Below are 20,782 nucleotides of genomic sequence, written 5' to 3' on the forward strand. Positions count from 1 at the left end.
ACCATGCCCCTACTTCCTTTCAAAACGGTACTTTTGATTAGTCTCTTGTTGTCCGCCGCTACGTTGGCATCCAAAGCACAATCGGCGGCGGACGACCCCTCGATAACCTGTACCGTCGCCAAAGGCAGCCTCACGGACGCGATACAAACGCTGGGTAAGGCCGCCAACATCCAGATCATTTTCGAACGTAGCCTACTTGACCGCTACATGGTTGCAAGCAAAACATTTACCGAAGTACAGCTTTCTGTTGCCATCCACCAACTTCTTGCACCTACCAAGTTGCAATTGGTCATTCGGGATGGTAAATTTCTCATCGGGCCGGCAGCTAGCCCCGAAAAAGGTGTATCAGCAGTCGGCAGCGCCACGCTTAGTGGTTATGTAGCCGATGCTTCCAGCGGAGAGCGGCTTGTGGGCGTAACCATCGGTATAAAAGGTGCCGCTACTACGACCAATAACTATGGTTATTTCAGCATTACCATACCTGCGGGTCTCGCCGACATTCGTATTTCCATGGTGGGGTATCAGACGTTGATCGACACATTATTTCTACAACAAAACATACATCGGACCTTTACAGTGAACCGGCAGTCCATCGTTTTGGATGATATTGAAATCACGGCCTCTGCATCTCCTACAATCCAGCAACGGACACAAATGGGACACATCAACCTATCGATAGAACAGATCCAATCGGCACCCCGTTTCATGGGTGAAGCGGATGTGCTGAAGACCGTCCAGTTGCTGCCCGGCGTTCAGCAGGGGTCGGAAGGAACCTCCGCATTGCTGGTACGGGGCGGTTCGCCCGACCAGAACATGTTCCTGCTCGATGGTACACCACTTTATAACCCCTCCCACCTGCTGGGCATTTTCTCTACATTCAACACCAGCACACTGAAAAATGTAGATCTGTATAAAGGTGCTTTTCCGGCGAGGTTCGGAGGCAGGCTTTCGTCCGTCCTGGACATCACGACCAAAGATGGCAACCTCAACGAGCTACATGGTGATTTCTCGATCGGTTCGATGGCATCCCAGTTTACGTTGGAAGGTCCGCTGAAAAAAGGAAAAACTTCTTTTGTATTATCAGCAAGGCGAACTTATGCCGATCTGATAGTACGCCCTTTCATGCGAAACATGGAAGAAGACGTAGACAAATTTGCGGTGTTTTTCCACGATATCAATATCAAACTGCACCATAAATTTTCGGATGATGACCGGGTGTTTTTTTCGGTCTATTCCGGACGCGATTATTTCCGCGCACGTACCGGCTATGAAAGCGGCTTTGACTATGGCAATGCCCCTGAAGGCTGGTACAGCCGCTCGCAGGATGATTTTCACATCGGATGGGGCAATCATACAGGTACCGTCCGCTGGAACCACGTATTTGGACCGAAGCTGTTTGCCAACGTTTCGTTGATGGGTTCGCAATACCGCTTCCATACCGCCGCTGCCAGTGAAACCTCCAATCCAGACAACCATATGACCTCCGACAATGAACTTACATCGGGTATCCGTGATTTCGGCGGAAAAATTGATTTTGACTATCGCCCCCATCCCAATCACGCCGTTAAGGCCGGGGTTGGACTCATCAACCATCGTTTCACTCCCGGATCGAGCAGTTTATCTTACGACATGGGAAGGTCCGAGGCTCCGGTGAATGTAAGCCTTTCTACGGTGCTGCATGGTAACGAGATCAATGTCTATGCGGAAGACGAATGGCAGCTGTCCCCGAAGGCAAGCGTCAACCTGGGTCTGCACGGAAGTCTATTTGCCACGGCCGGCAAAACCTATGCATACGCCCAGCCCCGTATCAGCGGACGGATCCTACTGCCCGGCGATGTGGCCTTTAAAGTAGGTTATGCCCAGATGGCCCAATACCTGCATCTGCTGTCCAACAATACGATATCGCTCCCTACTGATCTGTGGGTCCCCGCTACGAGCCGGGTAAAACCACAGTTGGCCCAGCAGCTATCGGTAGGTTTCGCCCGCAGTGTTGCTCACAACACCGTCGAGCTTTCGGTGGAAGGCTACTATAAAAACATGGACAATGTCATCGAGTACAAAGAAGGGGAATTATATTTTGCTACAGCGGGCAGGGATTGGGAACACAAAGTCACATCCGGTAACGGGCGGGCCTTCGGTGTGGAATTTTTTGTCCACAAGAAAGTAGGCCGTCTTAACGGATGGGCAGGCTATACCTGGGCAAAAACGGACCGCAAAATCAAGGAAGTCAATTTTGACCGGCGTTTCCCTTACAAATACGACCGCAGGCATGAGTTTAAGGCATTAGCCATCTACAAACTTTCAAAAGGCATCCACATCAGTGGCAGCTGGGTGTACCAATCGGCCACACCATTTACCCTTGTTCTGGGCGAATACGAAGGGATAAGCGATCCCGCGCCGACGTACGGCACGCGAGTAGTAGGCAATGAACGTGTCCCGCTGGTCAACTCACGCAATAACGTCCGGCTGGAAGATTATCACCGGTTAGACATCAGCATTGACTTTGTCAAAATAAAACGCAATGGCAACCAGCGCATCTGGAATTTCAGTGTATACAATGTTTACAACCATCAAAATCCGTTTACGTACTATCCCGACGGCGGGTTTGTCGGCGGCCGCTCCTATCAAGAGCTTACGCGCGTAACCCTACTTCCTATCTTACCCAGTCTCAGTTACATCCTTAAGTTTTAATACAGCTATGATTTTTCAAAAAAAACAAATCCTTCTTTATACACTTGTCTTCGCACTCTATGGCTTCATCAGTGGATGCACCGACACCATCGATTTCTATCAGGGAGAGCGACGATCGGCCATCGTGCTGAACAGCCTCCTCAATACCGATAGCATCGTCTACGCCCGGCTGACGTGGATGAATAAGCCGGGGGAGATGTTCTATGATTGGGCACCGGATGAAATCAAGGATGCGGAGGTCTCGCTATATGAAAACGGGGATTTCGTTGAGCACCTTGCGCCTGTCGCCATCGGCGACACGATTTACAATGCCCACTATTACAAAAGCACCCACGCCGTGCGTCAGGGACAAACCTATCAACTGGTTGCCAAGCTACCCGATGGACAACAGGTATCGGCGGAAGGATGGACACCGGCCCAGCCTTCCTTCTCAATCGGGAAGGCTACGTGGGTCCCTTCACCTTCCAATCCGAGGCGTGATGAAACCCAAATCGTTTTACAACTGAATGATCCTGCCGGTGAGCACAATTATTACCGAATCCGGATGTTCACTTATTCGGAAGGTTATGTCGAACGTTGGTCGCAACGCATTACCTGGGTCGGTCCCGGCAAGCAGGGAACCAGCTTCTTTGAGGACGAATTCCAACCGCAGGTGTTTATTGACGACGAACTGTTTAACGGGCAATCCGTCGAACTGATCCTGCGCTGCGAAAACATGCTTTTTGAAAACAGCAAGATGGAAGTGACGGCGCTCACGCAGGAATCGTACCGTTATCTCCGCAATAACGCCTTTGCGAATGAATCGGTCAATAATGTCATCACCGAACCGATCCCGGTATTTACCAACGTAATGAATGGATTGGGATTTGTCGGCGGCGTAGCCGTACGCGAGCAGCCCATCGAGGTGGACAGAACAGGTGCTCCCTAAAACCGGATGCGGAAATCCTCCTTGGCCTGTCCCTTATGGAAAAAGACCAAGCCCAGGTAAAATAAATCAATGGTGACCGTCACATCGGGTCGCTCCTGGATAGTATGCCACAATGCTTTCATCCGCCTGCTGCGGTAAATATCGTTTAGTACCAATACGCTGCCCGCGTGAAGCTGCGGCCAAGTCTGTCCGAGTTGGGAGGTAATCGTCTCCACATTATCCCCACCGGCGACAGCAAAGTCCGATTTGAACCGGCTGGCCAGACGGGATATCAGCCGTTGTACTTTCTCTCGCGGTTCACCCTCTTTTCCGGGCGCATAAATTACTTCGTCCACCAACTGATAAACAAAAGGCGAATGCGTACCGTGACGCGAATGGGACATCAGGAAATGGAGCGCATAATCAACATAAAACCGAGGGCTGTGCATCGCATCAAAGATACGGGAAACTGCCTTTTATTTCCACCTCCGATGTGACCAAAGCCAATACGCCGGTTCCTTTCGAATGGTTTCTTGCAATCGCTCGCCAAAACTCCGGGTAATCTCGCCCTTGGCTGTTTCGGTAGGTTTATCGGTTATCAACGAAAAGTGTACGTCCCATCCGGCTCCCTCATTTCTTTCCAGCTCCACATAAAAAACGACCGCATTGATCGCTTTCGCTAATTTCTCAGCACCATCAAACAGGGCGGTCGGCTGGTTCAGCAATTCCATAGGAAGGCCCCGATTACGCCCCGGAAACTGATCGGCTATAAACAGATTGAGGGAAGCGTCGTCTTTCGCTTTCATCAATTGACGTACTGCCTTTTCCGCGGGAATCAATTGCATTCCAAACCGGGAACGGATGTACATAATGAAGCGACCTACCGATTTGTTTGACAGGGGTTTGTACAGGGCATTTACCGGAATAGACAGTTTACTGGGCAGGATGCTCAGACTCTCCCAGTTACCATAATGCCCCAGCAATGCGACCATGGGTTTTGCCTCACGCTGATAGTGTTCCAGTAAATCTGCATTGACGATGCGAACACGACCCGCCAGTTCGCGCTTACTGATGGAAAAAGATTTAATCATTTCAACGACAAGGCAGGAAAAATGCCGATAGAAATCTTTTGCCAGGGCATGGATTTCCGCATAGGGCTTTTCGGGAAATGAACGCGACAGATTTTGGAGCACCACATGGTAACGGTAACGGGCAAACGAATACGTCAGGAAATAACAGCACCGGCCAACGGTACCTAAGAGTAGGGAATATGGCAGCCGGCTTAAAAGAACCAGTGGGAAGAGCATCGTAAGGTATAGTGCTTTTCCAAAAAGGACCGGTAGCCGGCCCATGACTTCAGTGATGCCATTCATAGTCATCATCGCAGGTGGTATGCAGTTCGATTAAGACGATCTTCAGCAGGTAAATGCATCCCACGAACACAACGACCGTGACGATTCCTCCTATATAGGCGAGGATGACAATCCAGTTTTCCATAAATGTCATAAACAATTAATTATTCTGTTTAGAAGAGACAACTTCAACTGGCTTTACCCTTACCTCCGGACGTAATAACCTGAAGCAGGCTACCAACGATAGCGTACGCCACCCATCAGTCCTGCCTGGAATGTACGGTTGGGTTGAAGAAGATAATTGACCGACGGTCCGGCGAAGATCCCCCAATGCGGGTTGAAGCGAAATTGAGGAAATACACGAAACGATGCCTGCTGCTCGGGGGTTGTTTTGAAATCAGGACTGATCCTGCTAGCGAGCTCGGTATCCAACGCGAACCGGTTTGTTTGCCAAATATGAACGCCGATCCCCGCTTCGAGCACATACCGCATGGAGCTGTCATTCAACCGATATCCGACACCCAGCAGGCCATATAAAATACGGCCACCCGAGCGGAATGTTAATTGTGCAACACCCGATTCATTCAGCTCGATCGCAAAACTCTTATCGCCATTTTTGATCAGGTTGATCAAACCAATGGGATAGTCGCTGCTATCTGCGACATTGACCAATCCCGATAATTGGACGCCGTTTACTTTTCCGGCGATATTGACGATCCCCGCCAGCTGAATACCTTGTATGTTTTCGGCTACATTGAAAAGGCCAACCAATTGCGCTCCGACGACATTTCTGGCCCGGTTGTTTATTCCGGCTACCTGCACCCCTGAAACATCGCGGACGACGATATTGGAAATTCCGGCGGCTTGTACACCTTGTACGCCATTTCCCACTAAATTGAACAGACCAGCGGCCTGGAAGTAACGTGCCTGCTGCTGGTTGATGTTGAAGACGCCACCCACTTCGACACCGTTCACTCCCGCGGTGTGGCCGCCGACGATATTCACGGAAACCTGGTTGACCACCTGGCTATTAAACAATCCCTGCGAACTCAATCCGGGAGTCAACGAAATCTGATAGGGATTATACGCAAAAAAACCGCCCAGATTGATACGCTGGATACGCTGCCGGGAACTGGTGAAAAACCGCCCCAATGCTGTGCCGTCCAGCCCCATTCCGCTCCCTTCGTCCGGCGCGAACCAATACCGTCTTCCTTTTTGTCTGTTATTGACCTGCACAGGTGGCAATAAGGCCAACGTTGTATCGCGATAATTTTCTTTGCTGATGGTGAGCCATATGGTTTCCTCAGGCCGTTTAATGGTCAATTTAAAATTGCCCGCTGGTCCGGATAGCGTAGATGCCAATACATTGCGTTCATAAACACTGGCCAAATACACACCCTTTTTATGATCCGCATCGGTGATCTGCCCCTCGATCACCATAGGCCCGTGCCGTCTTTCTTCAATATCGATGGCTACGACCATCCTACGGGGGGCGTATCGGATAATGACATATCCGGGGGTTTCCTTAAATTCATAAGCAGGCCCCAATGTGTGGGTCAAAAAATCGAGCAGCTTACCATCATACCGTGCGACCGTGATCAGGCTGTCAGCCGGTACGACCTGATTGCTGTAAGAAAAATAAAAATCGTGTGCTTTGCCGATGGCATCCAGTACTTGCTGGATTCGCTGGGGATCGGAAAAGCGTAAATGAACATCCCGCATCAGGTATCCCTGCCCGCTGACCGTAGCGGCTAAAAATAAAAAAAAGCAAGTTAATTGTATCCTGACAGCCATTTATACGCGGGTGGAAAACCCGACAAGTATACAAATTATGTTTAGGTTACCTCAACAGAATTTTGTCGCCCTCCCGTTTCACCTCAATCCGTAGCGTCACTCCAATGACCTCCAAAATCCGATCCAAGTCATCCCGGCGGAAAGTCGTCGTTATCGGCAGGTTGCGTATCTCCGGGTTCTCGATACGGATATCGGTATGATACGCTTGGCTAAGCACTTCGGCGAGGCGCCAAAGTGGGGTGTTAACGGCCACAAACTGGTTGTCGACGTAATAATTATGTAACTGATCGGTTACTTTTCCTACTTCAAACTGATGGGTCGTGGTATTGATCAGTAATTTGCCACCCAACGACAATTCCACCTCCCGTTTCGGGCCTGTTACCTTAACATGGCCGCTTTCGACAATGACTTCGGTTTGATCTCCATTCCGCTTTACGTGGAACGAGGTGCCGAGCACGGTTACCGTAACCTCCCCCGATTGAACAATAAACGGTCGATCGGGATCGCTTTTTACCTTGAAAAACACTTCGCCCTCATCCAGTGTCGCCAAACGCCGATGAGTACGGGTCTCCTGTGCATACCGTAGGGTGGCAAAACTGTTTAAGGTAATGATGCTGCCATCGGTCAACGTATCGGTATGGGTAGCCTCTTTTGTTTCATATACGATGGGCGTGGAATCGCCATAGCGGCTATTCCAAAACGTATAGAGTGCCCATACTGTCAGTGGAAGCAGTATCAGTGCCGCTGCATACCGCAGTCCGTTTATCCATCTTACATTTCCACCTTTCCGACTGGTCGCTCCCGAGTCCCGGCGTTGCACAAAACGATGCCACGCTTCTTCCTCATCTACCGTTAATTGACTTCCGAGCGACTTGCTGGTTTTCCAGATCCGCTGTAGGTGCTCATACCTTCGTGCATGATCGGGATGTGCGGCAATCCAAGCGCGTACGGAAGCAGACTCTGCTTCGTTTGTCTCGTTTAGCAGGTATTTTGTCAACAATATATCATCCATAGCCCCATAGATTTGGCAATACAATTAGCAATAAAGGAAGGAAATCGGCCAGTTGAATACGCAATAATTTCAGTGCTTTTCCCATGTGCGCTTCAACTGTTTTTAAGGAAATGCCTAACCTTTCCGCTATTTCCTGATACTTGAGTTCCTCAAAACGGCTTAATTGGAAAACGGTCCGGCATTTCTCCGGCAATTGCCGGAGTGCCCGCTGCAACTGACGTTGCAGCTCGTTATCTGCTTCGGTCTCTTCCGTTTGCTGTTGTTTATGAGCCACCATCGCTTCCTCCATATATCTCCGTTGAACCTTTTTATGCTTCAAGTAATTCAAGCTTTCGTTATACACCGATTTGTACAGATAGGCCCGTAAGGACGTATGTATTGTCATTCGATCGCGGCTTTCCCAAAGTTTCAGAAAGACAGTCTGTACAATTTCTTCGGCCATACCTTCGTCCTGAAGCATCGTGTATGAATACGCGTGCAATGCCTTAAAATTGCTTTTAAACGCTTCTTCAAAAATGACCTCGTGATCTGTATGCACCAATGTTTCTCTTTTGGCCAAAGTTACTTCCATTTGATTAGGTTGACAACTTTGTTGCGGTTTACCCTTAGTCGCGGATTATATTTTTTTATTAACTTTGTCTTGATGGATGAGAAAGAACTGGATTCATTGATCAAATTGTTGGATGACCCCGATTCGGAAGTATTCCAACATGTAGAGCAAAAGCTGATTACCATGGGACCCGAGGTGATCACGCGGTTGGAATCGGCATGGGAACAATCGTTCGATGTGATGCTGCAGACGCGTATCGAGAATCTTATTCATAAGATCCAATTTGAAGATGTACTGCAGGAATTGGAGCTTTGGAAAATAAGCGGTTCATTTGACCTATTGCAGGGACTGATTATTGTCAACAAATATCAGTATCCTGACATGAATGAACAAAAAGTCATCAACCAGATAGAGGCTATCAAACGTGATGCTTGGTTGGAAATGATTTATAGCATGAGTGCGGTAGAGAAAGTACGGTTGCTTAACAATATCATTTACAATGCTCATGGCTTTTCAGGGAATACAAGCAATTACCACGATCCACAAAACTCGTATATCGGACAGGTATTGGAGACTCGTAGGGGAAGCCCCATCCTATTGGCCTGTGTGTATAGCATTGTAGCCCAAAAGCTCGATATACCTATTTATGGGGTGAATCTGCCGAAACATTTTATCTTGGCTTATACAGAAGACCATACACCGGTTGCCGACAAGAACGGCATTTTATTTTATATTAACGCATTTAACCGCGGACAAATATTCGGGCGCCACGATGTCATCGCATTCCTTAAGCAGCTCAACCTGGCCCCGAGTGACAATTTTGTGCTTCCCTGCACCAACCTCGACATCATTATTCGTGTACTGCGTAATCTGACTTCATCGTATTCGCAGGCAGGTAATGCCGCTAAGACCGAAGAAATCAATCGGATGATCGATTTACTGGCGTAATCGCCTATTGGGAATTAGGTACTCCTCTTACGTCGAGATATATTCCGAACGGCCGCCGTGCATTGCCCAATGTATCCAGTGACACGGACGCTTCCGGCGCGACATTTCCGTCGTCTGCGAGCCGGAATCGCAAGATTCTTCCGGGTTGTCCACCCGATACCTGTGCATCGTAATCCGCCACAAAAATCGTTCGCCTGCCCTGTCTCGGATCGATGGCCACATCCATCGGCCCCGTCAAACCGGTCAATGCCCCTTGAATGGTACGTGTGGGCGCAACGGTGGTGAAAGAACCCTCCTTAAGCTTGGCCTTGATTCCGTCGATGATATAAATCCGCCCATCGGCAACCGGATTATCGGATGACCCAGTGCCGTAGTCGGCCGCGACCAAAATGTCTAACGAATCAACGAATGCGATTCCCCGAAGAGCTGCCGCACCTTCAATACGGATGGTAGAAAGCGCTTGGAAATCGGCGACTAATGAATCCACTTTCGACAGCCCTCCATACAACGACACGCTTCCGCTTGTACCCGAATTGGATACCAACAGGCTATCTCCCCATAATACCATCCCCCAGGGGCGCATAGTTGGATCTAACCGAAGTACGCGATCGGGCAATGTATATCCTCTCCGATTATATGGCAGGTGATATCCATAAATCGTTGTCCGCCCGCCGACAGTCGCATTATTGGCTACATAAAGCATCTTTGACGGGTAATGATAAGTAAGCCCGCGCATGGCATTGAGTCCACTATATTGTATTTGACCACTATTTGACAGGATACCGAGTGCGCCAACGCTCATTACCCGGATGGTCGTGTCCGCGGTTCCATAACCTGCTTGGAAAATTGCGCTTTGAAAAGGATCAAAATAGATTCCTGCACCGCCCCGTAGTGCCTCGGAGTTGTGGCTAAGCACTACATCCATCTCTGCTTCCAGGGTATCCGCCGGATCAATCAGTAACACATTGTCGATGGGATCTTCCGACGCATTGGTCTGATAATTCCCTACCGAAATATACAACCTCGATATGGGCCGTACAGGCATTACGGGTTCGTCATCGTTGCGCACACAGCTACCAAGCGTTATGGCCACGATGTCCGCTACCAGGAAAAAACCAAATAACTTCTTCATCCAACCGGTTTTTGGCAAAGTTAGAAAAATTATCGCTGATCCGGCAACGGAACAAATTCTGTTTCGTTACTTGCAACAAGCCACCATTCTCCGTAATATTGCAACCTGAAACCAAGTGGCACACGTACGATGGATAATACAGGATTAAAACGTGAAAAGCTCGAACTGCCTAATGGCGAAAACAAATTGCTGTTGCATTCCTGCTGTGCACCCTGCTCCGGCGAGGTGATGGAAGCGTTGATTGCTTCAGACATTGACTTTACGATATACTTTTACAATCCCAATATCCACCCCCGCAAGGAGTATGACCTCCGAAAAGATGAAAACATCAAGTTTGCCGAAAAGCACAACATCCCTTTTGTAGATGCAGATTATGATGTAGATGACTGGTTTGCCCGTGCCAAAGGGATGGAGCATGAACCCGAACGGGGCATTCGCTGCACCATGTGCTTTGATATGCGCTTCGAACGCACGGCCCTATATGCCTACGAAAACGGCTTCCCGATAATCACCAGTTCATTGGGTATATCGCGCTGGAAAAACTTCGAACAGATCAACGATTGCGGTATACGGGCTGCAGACCATTATCCCGGCATTACCTACTGGACGTACAACTGGCGCAAAAAAGGCGGATCATCGCGTATGTTAGATATTTCCAAACGCGAACAGTTCTATATGCAGGAGTACTGCGGTTGTGCCTATTCGCTGCGCGACACCAATCATTGGCGACTTCAAAACGGCCGTGAACGAATCGAAATCGGCAAAAATTACTATGGGGATGAAGGCGGTACTACCCCAGCCTGCTCTTAAAAAAATCGACAGTTCGTTTCCAAGCTAACTTAGCGGCTTCCGCATCGTACCGTGTAGGTGACGTATCGTTATTGAATGCGTGATTGACTCCTTCGTAAATATATAATTGGTACTCCACATCATTCGCCTTGAGTGCCTCTTCATATGCGGAAATTCCCGCATTAATCCGCTCGTCGAGTCCCGCGTAATGCAACATCAGGCTAGCCTGGATCGTAGGCACGTCGGCTGCATCCGGCTGGCTGCCATAATAAGCTACAGAAGCTTGTAGGTTTGGATCGTTGACGGCGAGCCGTCCCGCCATGGCTCCGCCCCAGCAGAAACCTACGCAGCCCACCTTGCCATTGCTACCCTCGGTATTTCTTAGGTAGGCAAGTCCTTTCAGATAGTTCTGAACCGTCTTTGCCATATCCAGCTGACCGATCAGTTCCCTTCCCTTGTCTTCGTCGGCCGGGGTGCCCCCCAACGGCGATAGTGCGTCCACGCCCAACGCGATAAACCCTTCGGATGCCATGCGCCTGGTGACGTCGATGATATGCGGATTCAGTCCGCGGTTTTCATGGATAACCACCACGCCGCCAATACCGGATTTCCCCTTGGGTTTTGCAAGGACCGCTTTTACGTCACCATCCACACCTGCATACGTGATGTTTTCTGACGTGATGTCAGCGCTATCAAACGGTGTGGCCGCGGCATAATTGTTTTGCAGCAACGGCAGTACGGTCATCGCTGCAGCTGTGCCGCCTGTAAGTATGGCAAGCTGCTTCATAAATTCCTTACGCCCGATCTGGCTGTGCGTATACCGGTCGTATAAATTGATAATGCGTTGATCCATGGCAATTGATTTAATCGTTATTTTACCGCCGCAAGCGCTGCGGCATAATTGGGCTCTTGTGATAACTCAGGTACCTGCTCCTCGTAGACGATTTTTCCTTCCGGATCAATGACCACAACCGCCCGGCTGAGCAATCCCCGCATAGGGCCTTCAGCAAGCTGGACACCATACTGCGTTCCAAAATCCGACCGGAAGTCAGACAGCATGACCACGTGATCTATTCCTTCAGCCCCGCAAAAAGCCTTTTGGGCGAAAGGCAAATCTTTGGATATACACAACACCGTCGTATTCGGAAGGTTTGCGGCGTCTTCATTGAATGTGCGGACAGATCGTGCACAAACTCCGGTATTGACGCTGGGAAAAATATTAAGGATCACGTATTTCCCCTTGAAATCAGTGAGCCGTTTGTCGGACAAATCGACTGCCGTAAGCGTAAAGTCTTTGGCTGACGTGCCTAGGGCGGGGAGTTTTCCGACCGTATGGACGGGTTTGCCACGCAGGGTAATCGTCGTGGATAGGTGTCCGTCCGCCTGTTGTGCTACCACTGGGGCAACCCTTATACCCATCGTAGTAAGTATAAGCGCAAAGAGCCCGACCGATTGAGATTTCATGAAGCTTTTCATCTCTCTTTTTTACTGTAAAACGTTTTCGAGCAAGCAGTTGGTATCGTGTAACGAAAATAATCCATTCGCACTCTCACCGCAACCGGGGTTTCAGGCGCACTGCCTATTCTCCGCTTCCCTCGCAATTTCTAAAAGCGAAGTTCCCGACGACTCGTAATAAAAAATTTCATATCTTATATTTTATACTTACCTTTGCAGGCTCAATTGTGGGACGGTGAATTATTTGAAGCAATATCGGATTCCTTTTTCGGGACTGGGCTTGGGCACGCACGACTTTGAGTTTGACATTGATAAGGCGTTCTTTGATTGTTATGAATATTCCATTGTAAAGGACGGAACCCTTAAGGCATCGGTCAATCTGCATAAGCAAGAGAATATGATGGTGGTCCGATTTCATATTACGGGTACCGTTAATTTGGTGTGTGACGTATGCCTTACCACCTTTCCGGCAGAAACGGAGATCAATGAACGGTTGATCGTCAAATTCACGGAGGAGGACCTAGCCGAAACCACGGATGAAATCCTGGTGTTGGCTAAGCATGAGCATGAGCTCGATATTGCACCGGTACTTTATGAATACATCAATGTGTCAATACCACATTACATCAAATGCAGCGAGCAAGGCAACAACATTACGTGCGACGAAGCCGTATTGGCCAGGTTAAGCGATCTTTCGCCGGCGCAACAGGAAACAGCGCAAACAGATCCCCGTTGGGAAGCATTGAAAAAAATAAAATACAATAAAAATTAACAATACGAGATGGCACATCCAAAACGTAAGACCTCCAAGACTCGGAGAGACAAAAGAAGAACACATTATAAAGCTGAGCGGCCTACGCTTGCGACCTGCAAAGAGACCGGTGCGGTACACCTGCCCCACCGTGCTTACTTGGTGGACGGCAATCTTTACTACAACGGCAAATTAATCATCGAAAACGCTGCTGCTGTCTAAGCTTATCTTTCAAAAAATTGAACATCCCATAACGTATAACTAATTTTTTATGCGTTACTTTGGGGTGTTTTTGCGTATTATTGGATTGAAACCGCCTGGCGATATCGGAAAAAGATCAACCATAACAGCGGTTCCTTCCGGCTCTTAAAAGTAAATTTTTGCGGAAGAAAAACAATAACGGATGAAAATCGGGCTAGACATTTTGGGTGGTGATTTTGCGCCGGAAGCGACCATACAGGGCGCTATTCTGGCATCGAAACAGCTTTCGAAAGAGCAGAAGATCGTACTCATTGGCGACCAAAATATTGCTAAACAACAAATTGAACAAGCAGGGGAAAATCCTGCTTTTTTTGAATACGTACATGCCCCCGAAATTATCGGTATGGGCGAACATCCCACCAAAGCTATTGCACAGAAACCCAATTCGAGTATCAGTCGCGGTTTTCAGCTGTTAAAAGAAGGTGCTATCGATTCGTTCGCCTCCGCGGGTAGTACCGGCGCGATGCTTGTGGGAGCAGTATTAAGCGTGAAGAATATCCCTGGAGTAATCCGGCCGGCTATCGGCACCTATGTCCCTAAAATATCCGGTGGCTACGGCTTTCTGCTTGATGTAGGAGCGGTGTCAGACTGTAAACCCGAAATGCTTTCGCAATTCGGCCTGCTGGGCAGTTTGTTCGCTGAACATGTAGCGGGAATGACCGCTCCTAACGTAGCGCTTCTCAATATCGGTGAAGAAGAAGAAAAAGGGAATACGCTAACCCAGGCCAGTTATCCGCTGCTTAAGCAAAATCAACGTATCCGTTTTATTGGCAATATTGAGGGCCGCAATGTATTTGATGACGGTGTAGATGTCATTGTATGCGATGGCTTCACAGGCAATGTCGTCCTGAAAATGGCCGAATCGTTTTATGTGATGACCCAAAGAAAGGGCCTAAAAGACGAGTTTTTCGATCGGTTCAACTATGAGATATATGGCGGCACTCCGATACTTGGTGTGAATGCCCCCGTTGTGATTGGACATGGTATTTCCAACCCTAAGGCCATCGAAACGATGATCATGCTCTCCAAAACCATGATCGAATCCGATATCATCGAAAAAATAAAATCTGCTTTCAACGAATAATTATATGTCAAAAATACACGCTGCCATCACGGCTGTAAACGGGTATGTGCCTGATTATATCCTGACTAATCAGGAACTTGAAACCATGGTAGATACCAACGACGAATGGATCACCACACGTACTGGCATTAAGGAGCGACGGATTTTGAAGGGAGAAGGTTTAGCCACGTCTGATATGGCTGTGCCTGCCGTGAAAGGGTTATTGGAAAAACGGGGCATTGGTGCCGACGAGATCGACCTGATCATCTTCTGCACGGTTACGCCGGACATGCCTTTTCCGGCATCTGCCAACATTCTTGCCGACAAAATCGGCGCAGTGAATGCCTGGGGTTTTGATTTGATGGCTGCCTGCTCAGGATTCATCTACGGGCTTACCACGGGGGCTCAATTCATCGAATCGGGCATGCACAAAAAAGTGCTGGTGGTAGGGGGCGACAAGATGTCATCCATTATCAATTACAAGGACCGCACCACCTGCATCATCTTCGGTGACGGTTGCGGAGCAGTACTTCTTGAACCTAACGATGAGGGATTGGGTGTGATGGATTCCATCTTAAAGAGTGACGGATCCGGATGTCCTTACCTGAATATAAAAGCCGGGGGCTCGCTTCATCCAGCTTCACACGCCACGGTAGATGCGGATATGCATTACGCCTATCAAGAAGGCCGGGCGGTGTTTAAATTTGCGGTAACCAACATGGCCGATGTCGCCGCTGAAATCATGGAACGTAATCAATTGACGGCTGACGATGTCACCTGGTTAGTACCTCACCAAGCCAATAAACGGATTATTGATGCAACGGCAGACCGCATGGGATTGAGTGAGGATAAAGTTATGGTGAACATCCAACGTTATGGAAACACCACGGCCGGCACCATACCGCTCTGTCTCTGGGAGTGGGAAAATCAGTTAAAAAAAGGGGACAACATCATTTTAGCGGCTTTTGGCGGCGGATTTACTTGGGGCTCTGTATACCTGAAATGGGCTTACGGGAACTGACAAGAGTGGCAGATGAAATAAATCCCGATTTTTATTGTTAAATAATAGATTAGATTATATTTTTGATTGTATTATCAAACTACTAAACGATGAGCATGGATATCAAACAGATTCAAGACCTGATTAAATTTGTAGCAAAGTCAGGAGTGAATGAAGTATCTATCGAAGAAGAAAATTTCAAGATCACGATAAAGACAAACCAGACACCCACTTACGTGACCGCCACGATGCCTAACGTGCCGCAACCGCAACCGGTAGCCGCCGTGGCAGCTCCCGCAGAGGCCCCGCAACCGACGGCACCCAAAACGGAAGATACCTCAAACTATGTGACGATTAAGTCGCCTATGATCGGCACGTTTTACCGATCGCCCTCACCCGATAAGCCAGTATTTGTCAACGTGGGTGACGAGGTTACCGCTGGCAAGGTGGTTTGCATCGTAGAAGCGATGAAATTGTTTAACGAGATCGAATCGGAAGTTTCCGGAAAAATCGTCAAGATATTAGTAGACGATGCTCAACCTGTTGAATACGATCAGCCGCTGTTTTTGGTCGAGCCGAAATAAGTTCGACTCGCTAAATCATTTTTGTGACCAACGTCTTTAAACATTGCCTATTAGGTGTAGCCAAACATTCATGTTCAAAAAGATATTAATAGCCAATCGGGGAGAAATCGCATTGCGGATCATCCGTACCTGCCGCGAAATGGGGATTAAAAGCGTAGCGATCTATTCGACCGCCGACCGCGATAGCCTGCATGTGCGGTTTGCGGATGAAGCGGTTTGCATCGGCCCCCCTCCTAGTAAAGAATCTTACCTCAATATTCCTAATATTATATCCGCTGCCGAATTGACGAATGCGGATGCGATACACCCGGGATACGGGTTCCTATCGGAAAATGCGCGGTTCTCCTCAATATGCAACCAATATGGCATCAAGTTTATCGGTGCTACCGCAGAGCAGATCCAGCAAATGGGCGATAAATCATCGGCCAAAGAAACGATGAAGAATGCGGGTGTACCCACCATTCCCGGTTCGGAGGGATTGGTAAAAGACGTCAAAGAGGGCATACAGATAGCCAACGAAATCGGTTATCCGGTGATTCTCAAGGCAACCGCTGGCGGTGGTGGGCGTGGTATGCGCATTGTGTGGAAAGACGAAGAATTTGAACCGGCATGGGATTCTGCCCGTCAGGAAGCCGGTGCTGCTTTCGGCAATGATGGCATCTACCTCGAAAAGTATGTCGAAGATCCCCGGCATATCGAAATACAGGTGGTGGGTGACCAATATGGGACCGTTTGCCACCTTTCGGAACGCGATTGTTCCATTCAACGGAGGCATCAAAAGCTGATCGAAGAGGCTCCATCTCCTTTTATCACCCCGGAACTTCGAAAAGCAATGGGCGAAGCGGCCATCAAAGGAGCCAAAGCGGTTAACTACGAAGGGGCAGGTACCATCGAGTTCTTGGTCGATAAACACCGCAACTTCTACTTTATGGAAATGAATACCCGCATTCAGGTGGAACACCCTGTCACCGAAGAGGTCATTAACTTTGACCTTATCAAGGAACAGATCAAGGTGGCAGCAGGTATTCCGATTTCGGGCAATAACTATGAGCCGACGATGCATGCGATTGAGTGTCGCATCAATGCCGAAGATCCATTCAATGGTTTCCGGCCTTCGCCCGGCAGGATTACCAATTTCCACTCTCCGGGCGGTCATGGCGTCCGCGTGGATACGCATGCCTACTCCGGCTACGTGATTCCACCGAACTATGATTCAATGATTGCCAAACTGATTTGTGTGGCTCAAACACGTGATGAAGCCATTTCCACCATGGAACGGGCATTAAGCGAATTTATTATCGAAGGGATAAAAACAACGATACCCTTGCACCTTCGCCTAATGCGCGACCCGAATTTCAGGGCGGGCAACTTCACCACCAAGTTTATGGAAACATTTGATCTTAGTGAATAAATATAAGATACCTGATTACAAAATACCATTCTTATGAAACAGAATGGTATTTTTGCTTTTTATACGTTGTCATGAGTAAACTATCCGGAAAGAAATTAATCGATGCTATCAAAAACAAAGGGAAAAACCTGGAAGCAGAAATGTCGTTTTTTGACCACCTTGAAGTGCTCCGTTGGCACCTCGTCCGGTCAGCGATAGCGGTAGCTGTTTTCATGGTCGTCGCCTTTTCCTTTTACGATTTTATCTTCGATGATATCATCATGGGGCCTAAAAGCCCTAATTTCTTGACCTATCGGGTAATGTGCCAAATTGCTGAATGGCTCAATACGCCCGACTTCTGCGTAACGGAGGTGCCTGGCACCATCATTAATACGCAGATGGCGGGTCAATTTATTTTGCAGATCAACTCGTCCTTGATTATTGCTGTTTTACTGGGCTTTCCCTATCTTTTGTACGAAGTATGGCTTTTTGTCAAACCTGCACTGACCGACGTGGAGCGGAAATCATCCAGTGGATTCGTATTTTATGCAAGCATACTCTTCCTATTGGGGGTGTTATTTGGGTATTATGTGGTGGTTCCACTTGCCATGAACTTTCTGGCCAATTACTCGATCAGTGACGACATATCCAATACAATTACCATTGACAATTACCTGTCGTTCGTGGCGACACTGACGTTGGGGTGCGGCATTGTATTTGAATTGCCGATCGTCATCTTTATCTTATCAAAACTAGGAATTATGACGCCGCAATTCATGCGGAAGTCTCGTCAATATGCGGTCGTAGTCATCCTACTTATCGCCGCCGTCATCACTCCTACACCCGATATCATTACGATGCTGACCGTGAGTTTTCCGATGTTCCTGCTTTATGAACTGAGCATTGTCGTGGCAGCACGCGTACAAAAAGGTAAGATGAAGGCTGAAGTCGATTTTTATAACGGAGAAAATCAATAAACGATGACCCTAGCAAAAAAAACAATCGCTATTGGTGGAGACCATGCAGGATTCGGATATAAATCTGCATTGGTGCAATTCCTTGAAGAAGCGGGATATGCGGTGAAAGATTTCGGTACAGACACAGCCGATTCAGTCGACTACCCGGACTTTGCCCATCCCGTGGCAGCTGCTGTAGAAAGTGGCGATTTTGAGCGTGGCATCCTGGTGTGCGGCAGTGCCAACGGCGTAGCGATCACAGCCAATAAGCACCAGGGGATACGAGCGGCTATCTGCTGGCAGGAAGAATTGGCATCGCTTGCCAGGCAGCATAATGATGCGAATGTTGTCTGCATTCCGGCCCGGTTCATTGACATTGATTTGGCAAAGGCCATCGTAAACACGTTTATGACGACTGATTTTGAAGGTGGCCGCCACGCAAACCGAGTCTGTAAAATCTCCTGTTAATTATCAATGGTTAATGCCAGGTGTTTATGATCTGATAGCTGACAGCTAAATTCCGACGTCCGGTATCCCAAAAATCAAATAGCGACCATGAAGCACACATTATCTGTAGTTTTTCTTATTTCAGCGCTCTGTGGCTGCATCAAAGGCCAAAACCATGATCCGCTCCAGCAAAAATATGCTACAGAAATAAACCCGGAATCTGCAAAAAAACATCTTTCCATCCTTGCATCCGCTGAATTTGAGGGACGCGGAACCGGAGAGCCCGGCGGAGAAAAAGCAGCAGCCTATATCGCAGCCGAATTTAAGAAATTAGGGCTGACAGCCCCGGTAGAAGGCTCCTATTTCCAGCCCGTGAAGCTGGTAAGGACACGGTTTGATGTCGGGGAATTTACGATCGCCGGACAATCGTTTCATAACGGCAAGGATTTCTATTTCATAGGTGGCGGACCGGAAACCCACGTTCAGGCAAGAGATCTGGTTTTCATCGGTTATGGTATCAGCGACGAGAAGTATGACGACCTAAAGGGGATTGACATCGAAGGCAAGGTTGTGTTAGTGCTGAGTGAGGGGGAACCCAAGGATGCAAAAGGTAAGTCCCTGATTACGGGGATGGATACCCCGTCTGACTGGGCAACCTCTAACACCAAACGCTTGCAAAACATCACTTCCAAAAAGCCGAAACTAATTATCGCGGTATCCAATACCGTTCACGAATCGCTCACACGTTTCGGATATCGGCTTACCCAGCCGCGCATCGCACTTGATGACGATAAAAATCAGGCAGTGGCCACAGCCACTCCCGTAGCCACCATCGGCAAAGAAATGGCCAACTTGCTGTTGGCAAAGACGGGAACATCGGTCGATAAACTGGTGACTAAAATCGATGCAACCCAAAAGAGTCAAAGTGGTATTTATAACGTCGACCTGAATACCTCATTCGGTTCCAAAACCGAACCGTTTACGTCGGACAACGTACTGGGGTACCTCGAAGGCACAGACCTCAAAGACGAATTGCTGGTTATTACGGCACACTACGATCACGAGGGTAACCAGAACGGTGTGATTTACTACGGTGCTGACGACAACGGATCGGGCACTACGGGCGTACTGGAAATCGCCCGTGCTTTTGCCAAAGCGAAATCCGAAGGACATGGGCCTAGACGGAGTATTTTATTTATGACTGTCACCGCCGAAGAAAAGGGACTGTTGGGTTCAAATTATTATTCGCGCCATCCGGTATTTCCTTTGGAAAATACGGTTGTAAACCTGAATACAGACATGATCGGCCGCATAGACGACAAGCATTTAAATGGCAACCACAACTATGTGCATGCCATCGGTTCAGACAAGCTCAGCTCCGAATTGAAGGCGATCAATGAAAAGGCGAATGCTGTATATACACAAATGGAGTTGGATTATATGTATGACGATCCGAAGGACCCCATGCGTATCTATTACCGGTCGGATCAATACAATTTCGCAAAACATGGCATTCCCGTAATTTTCTATTTCAGCGGGCTCCACCCGGACTACCATACACCAGCGGATACTGTCGATAAGATCAATTTCGAATTGCTATGTAAACGTGCACGTCTGGCATTCCACACCGCTTGGGAAATCGCCAACCGTGATAAACGTTTGGTGGTGGATTCGAATAAAGAATGATTTCTTGTTACTTT

General features: G+C 48.3%; 22 protein-coding genes. 13 read left to right on the top strand and 9 right to left on the bottom strand.

Going from position 1 to position 20,782, the window contains the following annotated elements; all coding sequences use genetic code 11:
• Positions 1–3 precede the first annotated feature (3 nt).
• A complete protein-coding gene (locus BMZ56_RS14095; RefSeq protein ID WP_090627765.1) occupies positions 4–2,691 on the top strand; it encodes a TonB-dependent receptor in 2,688 nt (895 codons plus the stop codon).
• A gap of 7 nt (positions 2,692–2,698) precedes the next feature.
• Positions 2,699–3,619, top strand: coding sequence for a DUF4249 domain-containing protein (locus BMZ56_RS14100; protein WP_090627768.1), 921 nt, complete (start codon positions 2,699–2,701; stop codon positions 3,617–3,619).
• Here BMZ56_RS14100 and BMZ56_RS14105 read toward each other — a convergent pair.
• The 6 genes from BMZ56_RS14105 to BMZ56_RS14125 form a co-directional block, all read right to left on the bottom strand.
• Positions 3,616–4,047: a hypothetical protein gene (locus BMZ56_RS14105; protein ID WP_090627769.1), complete on the bottom strand. Its 432-nt coding sequence runs from the start codon at positions 4,045–4,047 to the stop codon at positions 3,616–3,618. The genes BMZ56_RS14100 and BMZ56_RS14105 overlap by 4 nt on opposite strands.
• 27 nt (positions 4,048–4,074) lie before the next feature.
• Positions 4,075–4,980, bottom strand: a complete 906-nt coding sequence (locus BMZ56_RS14110) for a lysophospholipid acyltransferase family protein (RefSeq protein WP_090627771.1) — start codon at positions 4,978–4,980, stop codon at positions 4,075–4,077.
• Positions 4,955–5,104, bottom strand: a complete 150-nt coding sequence (locus BMZ56_RS25620; RefSeq protein ID WP_181127807.1) for a hypothetical protein — start codon at positions 5,102–5,104, stop codon at positions 4,955–4,957. Before BMZ56_RS25620 ends, BMZ56_RS14110 begins: the two co-directional genes overlap by 26 nt.
• 80 nt (positions 5,105–5,184) lie before the next feature.
• Complete coding sequence (locus BMZ56_RS14115) at positions 5,185–6,744, bottom strand: hypothetical protein (RefSeq protein WP_090627773.1); 1,560 nt, start codon at positions 6,742–6,744, stop codon at positions 5,185–5,187.
• Positions 6,745–6,790: 46 nt separating this feature from the next.
• Positions 6,791–7,756, bottom strand: a complete 966-nt coding sequence (locus tag BMZ56_RS14120) for a FecR domain-containing protein (RefSeq protein ID WP_090627775.1) — start codon at positions 7,754–7,756, stop codon at positions 6,791–6,793.
• Entirely contained in the window at positions 7,749–8,327 is a 579-nt protein-coding gene (locus BMZ56_RS14125) for an RNA polymerase sigma-70 factor (RefSeq protein WP_090627777.1), read from the bottom strand. The genes BMZ56_RS14120 and BMZ56_RS14125 overlap by 8 nt, the downstream gene beginning before the upstream one ends.
• Positions 8,328–8,399: 72 nt before the next feature.
• Here BMZ56_RS14125 and BMZ56_RS14130 point away from each other — a divergent pair, with 72 nt between their 5' ends.
• Positions 8,400–9,254: a transglutaminase-like domain-containing protein gene (locus BMZ56_RS14130; RefSeq protein WP_090627779.1), complete on the top strand. Its 855-nt coding sequence runs from the start codon at positions 8,400–8,402 to the stop codon at positions 9,252–9,254.
• Positions 9,255–9,258: 4 nt separating this feature from the next.
• On the opposite strand, the gene BMZ56_RS14135 is transcribed toward BMZ56_RS14130, so the two are convergent.
• Positions 9,259–10,386: a hypothetical protein gene (locus BMZ56_RS14135; RefSeq protein WP_090627782.1), complete on the bottom strand. Its 1,128-nt coding sequence runs from the start codon at positions 10,384–10,386 to the stop codon at positions 9,259–9,261.
• Between the two features lie 129 nt (positions 10,387–10,515).
• Here BMZ56_RS14135 and BMZ56_RS14140 point away from each other — a divergent pair, with 129 nt between their 5' ends.
• Complete coding sequence (locus BMZ56_RS14140) at positions 10,516–11,196, top strand: epoxyqueuosine reductase QueH (RefSeq protein ID WP_090627784.1); 681 nt, start codon at positions 10,516–10,518, stop codon at positions 11,194–11,196.
• Here the strand turns inward: BMZ56_RS14140 and BMZ56_RS14145 are convergent.
• Both BMZ56_RS14145 and tpx read right to left on the bottom strand, forming a co-directional pair.
• Positions 11,177–12,028 (bottom strand): dienelactone hydrolase family protein, encoded by an 852-nt coding sequence (locus tag BMZ56_RS14145; RefSeq protein ID WP_090627785.1) that lies wholly within the window; start codon positions 12,026–12,028, stop codon positions 11,177–11,179. The two genes, BMZ56_RS14140 and BMZ56_RS14145, sit on opposite strands and share 20 nt — an antisense overlap.
• A gap of 17 nt (positions 12,029–12,045) precedes the next feature.
• Positions 12,046–12,651 carry a thiol peroxidase gene (gene tpx, locus BMZ56_RS14150; RefSeq protein WP_245893215.1) on the bottom strand — a complete coding sequence of 202 codons (606 nt, stop codon included), beginning with the start codon at positions 12,649–12,651 and terminating at the stop codon, positions 12,046–12,048.
• Between the two features lie 214 nt (positions 12,652–12,865).
• Here tpx and BMZ56_RS14155 point away from each other — a divergent pair, with 214 nt between their 5' ends.
• The 9 genes from BMZ56_RS14155 to BMZ56_RS14195 all read left to right on the top strand — a co-directional run bounded on the left by BMZ56_RS14155 (position 12,866) and on the right by BMZ56_RS14195 (position 20,768).
• Positions 12,866–13,402, top strand: a complete 537-nt coding sequence (locus BMZ56_RS14155; protein ID WP_090627789.1) for a YceD family protein — start codon at positions 12,866–12,868, stop codon at positions 13,400–13,402.
• A 9-nt stretch (positions 13,403–13,411) separates the two neighbouring features.
• Positions 13,412–13,603 carry a 50S ribosomal protein L32 gene (gene rpmF, locus BMZ56_RS14160; RefSeq protein ID WP_090627791.1) on the top strand — a complete coding sequence of 64 codons (192 nt, stop codon included), beginning with the start codon at positions 13,412–13,414 and terminating at the stop codon, positions 13,601–13,603.
• Between the two features lie 181 nt (positions 13,604–13,784).
• A complete protein-coding gene (plsX, locus tag BMZ56_RS14165) occupies positions 13,785–14,726 on the top strand; it encodes a phosphate acyltransferase PlsX (RefSeq protein WP_090627792.1) in 942 nt (313 codons plus the stop codon).
• 4 nt (positions 14,727–14,730) lie between these two features.
• Entirely contained in the window at positions 14,731–15,726 is a 996-nt protein-coding gene (locus BMZ56_RS14170) for a beta-ketoacyl-ACP synthase III (protein WP_090627794.1), read from the top strand.
• An 89-nt stretch (positions 15,727–15,815) separates the two neighbouring features.
• The gene (accB, locus tag BMZ56_RS14175) at positions 15,816–16,289 is read left to right on the top strand and encodes an acetyl-CoA carboxylase biotin carboxyl carrier protein (RefSeq protein ID WP_090627796.1); all 474 of its coding nucleotides are present in this window, start codon (positions 15,816–15,818) and stop codon (positions 16,287–16,289) included.
• A gap of 70 nt (positions 16,290–16,359) precedes the next feature.
• Positions 16,360–17,700, top strand: a complete 1,341-nt coding sequence (accC, locus tag BMZ56_RS14180; RefSeq protein ID WP_090627798.1) for an acetyl-CoA carboxylase biotin carboxylase subunit — start codon at positions 16,360–16,362, stop codon at positions 17,698–17,700.
• A gap of 71 nt (positions 17,701–17,771) precedes the next feature.
• Positions 17,772–18,656 carry a twin-arginine translocase subunit TatC gene (gene tatC, locus BMZ56_RS14185; RefSeq protein WP_090627799.1) on the top strand — a complete coding sequence of 295 codons (885 nt, stop codon included), beginning with the start codon at positions 17,772–17,774 and terminating at the stop codon, positions 18,654–18,656.
• A 3-nt stretch (positions 18,657–18,659) separates the two neighbouring features.
• On the top strand, positions 18,660–19,103 hold the full coding sequence (gene rpiB / locus BMZ56_RS14190; RefSeq protein WP_090627801.1) for a ribose 5-phosphate isomerase B: 444 nt from the start codon (positions 18,660–18,662) through the stop codon (positions 19,101–19,103).
• Between the two features lie 87 nt (positions 19,104–19,190).
• Positions 19,191–20,768 carry a M28 family peptidase gene (locus BMZ56_RS14195; RefSeq protein WP_090627802.1) on the top strand — a complete coding sequence of 526 codons (1,578 nt, stop codon included), beginning with the start codon at positions 19,191–19,193 and terminating at the stop codon, positions 20,766–20,768.
• The last annotated feature ends 14 nt before the right edge of the window (positions 20,769–20,782 follow it).

It is taken from the genome of Parapedobacter indicus (assembly GCF_900113765.1).
Taxonomy (GTDB): domain Bacteria; phylum Bacteroidota; class Bacteroidia; order Sphingobacteriales; family Sphingobacteriaceae; genus Parapedobacter; species Parapedobacter indicus.

Bases quoted from the DNA above. Each gene is read 5' to 3' on its own strand.
- BMZ56_RS25620 (WP_181127807.1), bottom strand. From the start codon at position 5,104: ATGACATTTATGGAAAACTGGATTGTCATCCTCGCCTATATAGGAGGA.
- BMZ56_RS14115 (WP_090627773.1), bottom strand. From the start codon at position 6,744: ATGGCTGTCAGGATACAATTAACTTGCTTTTTTTTATTTTTAGCCGCT.
- BMZ56_RS14170 (WP_090627794.1), top strand. From the start codon at position 14,731: ATGTCAAAAATACACGCTGCCATCACGGCTGTAAACGGGTATGTGCCT.
- plsX (WP_090627792.1), top strand. From the start codon at position 13,785: ATGAAAATCGGGCTAGACATTTTGGGTGGTGATTTTGCGCCGGAAGCG.
- BMZ56_RS14130 (WP_090627779.1), top strand. From the start codon at position 8,400: ATGGATGAGAAAGAACTGGATTCATTGATCAAATTGTTGGATGACCCC.
- tpx (WP_245893215.1), bottom strand. From the start codon at position 12,651: ATGAAAAGCTTCATGAAATCTCAATCGGTCGGGCTCTTTGCGCTTATA.
- BMZ56_RS14195 (WP_090627802.1), top strand. From the start codon at position 19,191: ATGAAGCACACATTATCTGTAGTTTTTCTTATTTCAGCGCTCTGTGGC.
- BMZ56_RS14135 (WP_090627782.1), bottom strand. From the start codon at position 10,386: ATGAAGAAGTTATTTGGTTTTTTCCTGGTAGCGGACATCGTGGCCATA.
- BMZ56_RS14125 (WP_090627777.1), bottom strand. From the start codon at position 8,327: ATGGAAGTAACTTTGGCCAAAAGAGAAACATTGGTGCATACAGATCAC.
- accC (WP_090627798.1), top strand. From the start codon at position 16,360: ATGTTCAAAAAGATATTAATAGCCAATCGGGGAGAAATCGCATTGCGG.
- accB (WP_090627796.1), top strand. From the start codon at position 15,816: ATGAGCATGGATATCAAACAGATTCAAGACCTGATTAAATTTGTAGCA.
- rpiB (WP_090627801.1), top strand. From the start codon at position 18,660: ATGACCCTAGCAAAAAAAACAATCGCTATTGGTGGAGACCATGCAGGA.
- BMZ56_RS14100 (WP_090627768.1), top strand. From the start codon at position 2,699: ATGATTTTTCAAAAAAAACAAATCCTTCTTTATACACTTGTCTTCGCA.
- BMZ56_RS14095 (WP_090627765.1), top strand. From the start codon at position 4: ATGCCCCTACTTCCTTTCAAAACGGTACTTTTGATTAGTCTCTTGTTG.
- BMZ56_RS14145 (WP_090627785.1), bottom strand. From the start codon at position 12,028: ATGGATCAACGCATTATCAATTTATACGACCGGTATACGCACAGCCAG.
- BMZ56_RS14120 (WP_090627775.1), bottom strand. From the start codon at position 7,756: ATGGATGATATATTGTTGACAAAATACCTGCTAAACGAGACAAACGAA.
- BMZ56_RS14110 (WP_090627771.1), bottom strand. From the start codon at position 4,980: ATGATGACTATGAATGGCATCACTGAAGTCATGGGCCGGCTACCGGTC.
- tatC (WP_090627799.1), top strand. From the start codon at position 17,772: ATGAGTAAACTATCCGGAAAGAAATTAATCGATGCTATCAAAAACAAA.
- BMZ56_RS14105 (WP_090627769.1), bottom strand. From the start codon at position 4,047: ATGCACAGCCCTCGGTTTTATGTTGATTATGCGCTCCATTTCCTGATG.
- rpmF (WP_090627791.1), top strand. From the start codon at position 13,412: ATGGCACATCCAAAACGTAAGACCTCCAAGACTCGGAGAGACAAAAGA.
- BMZ56_RS14140 (WP_090627784.1), top strand. From the start codon at position 10,516: ATGGATAATACAGGATTAAAACGTGAAAAGCTCGAACTGCCTAATGGC.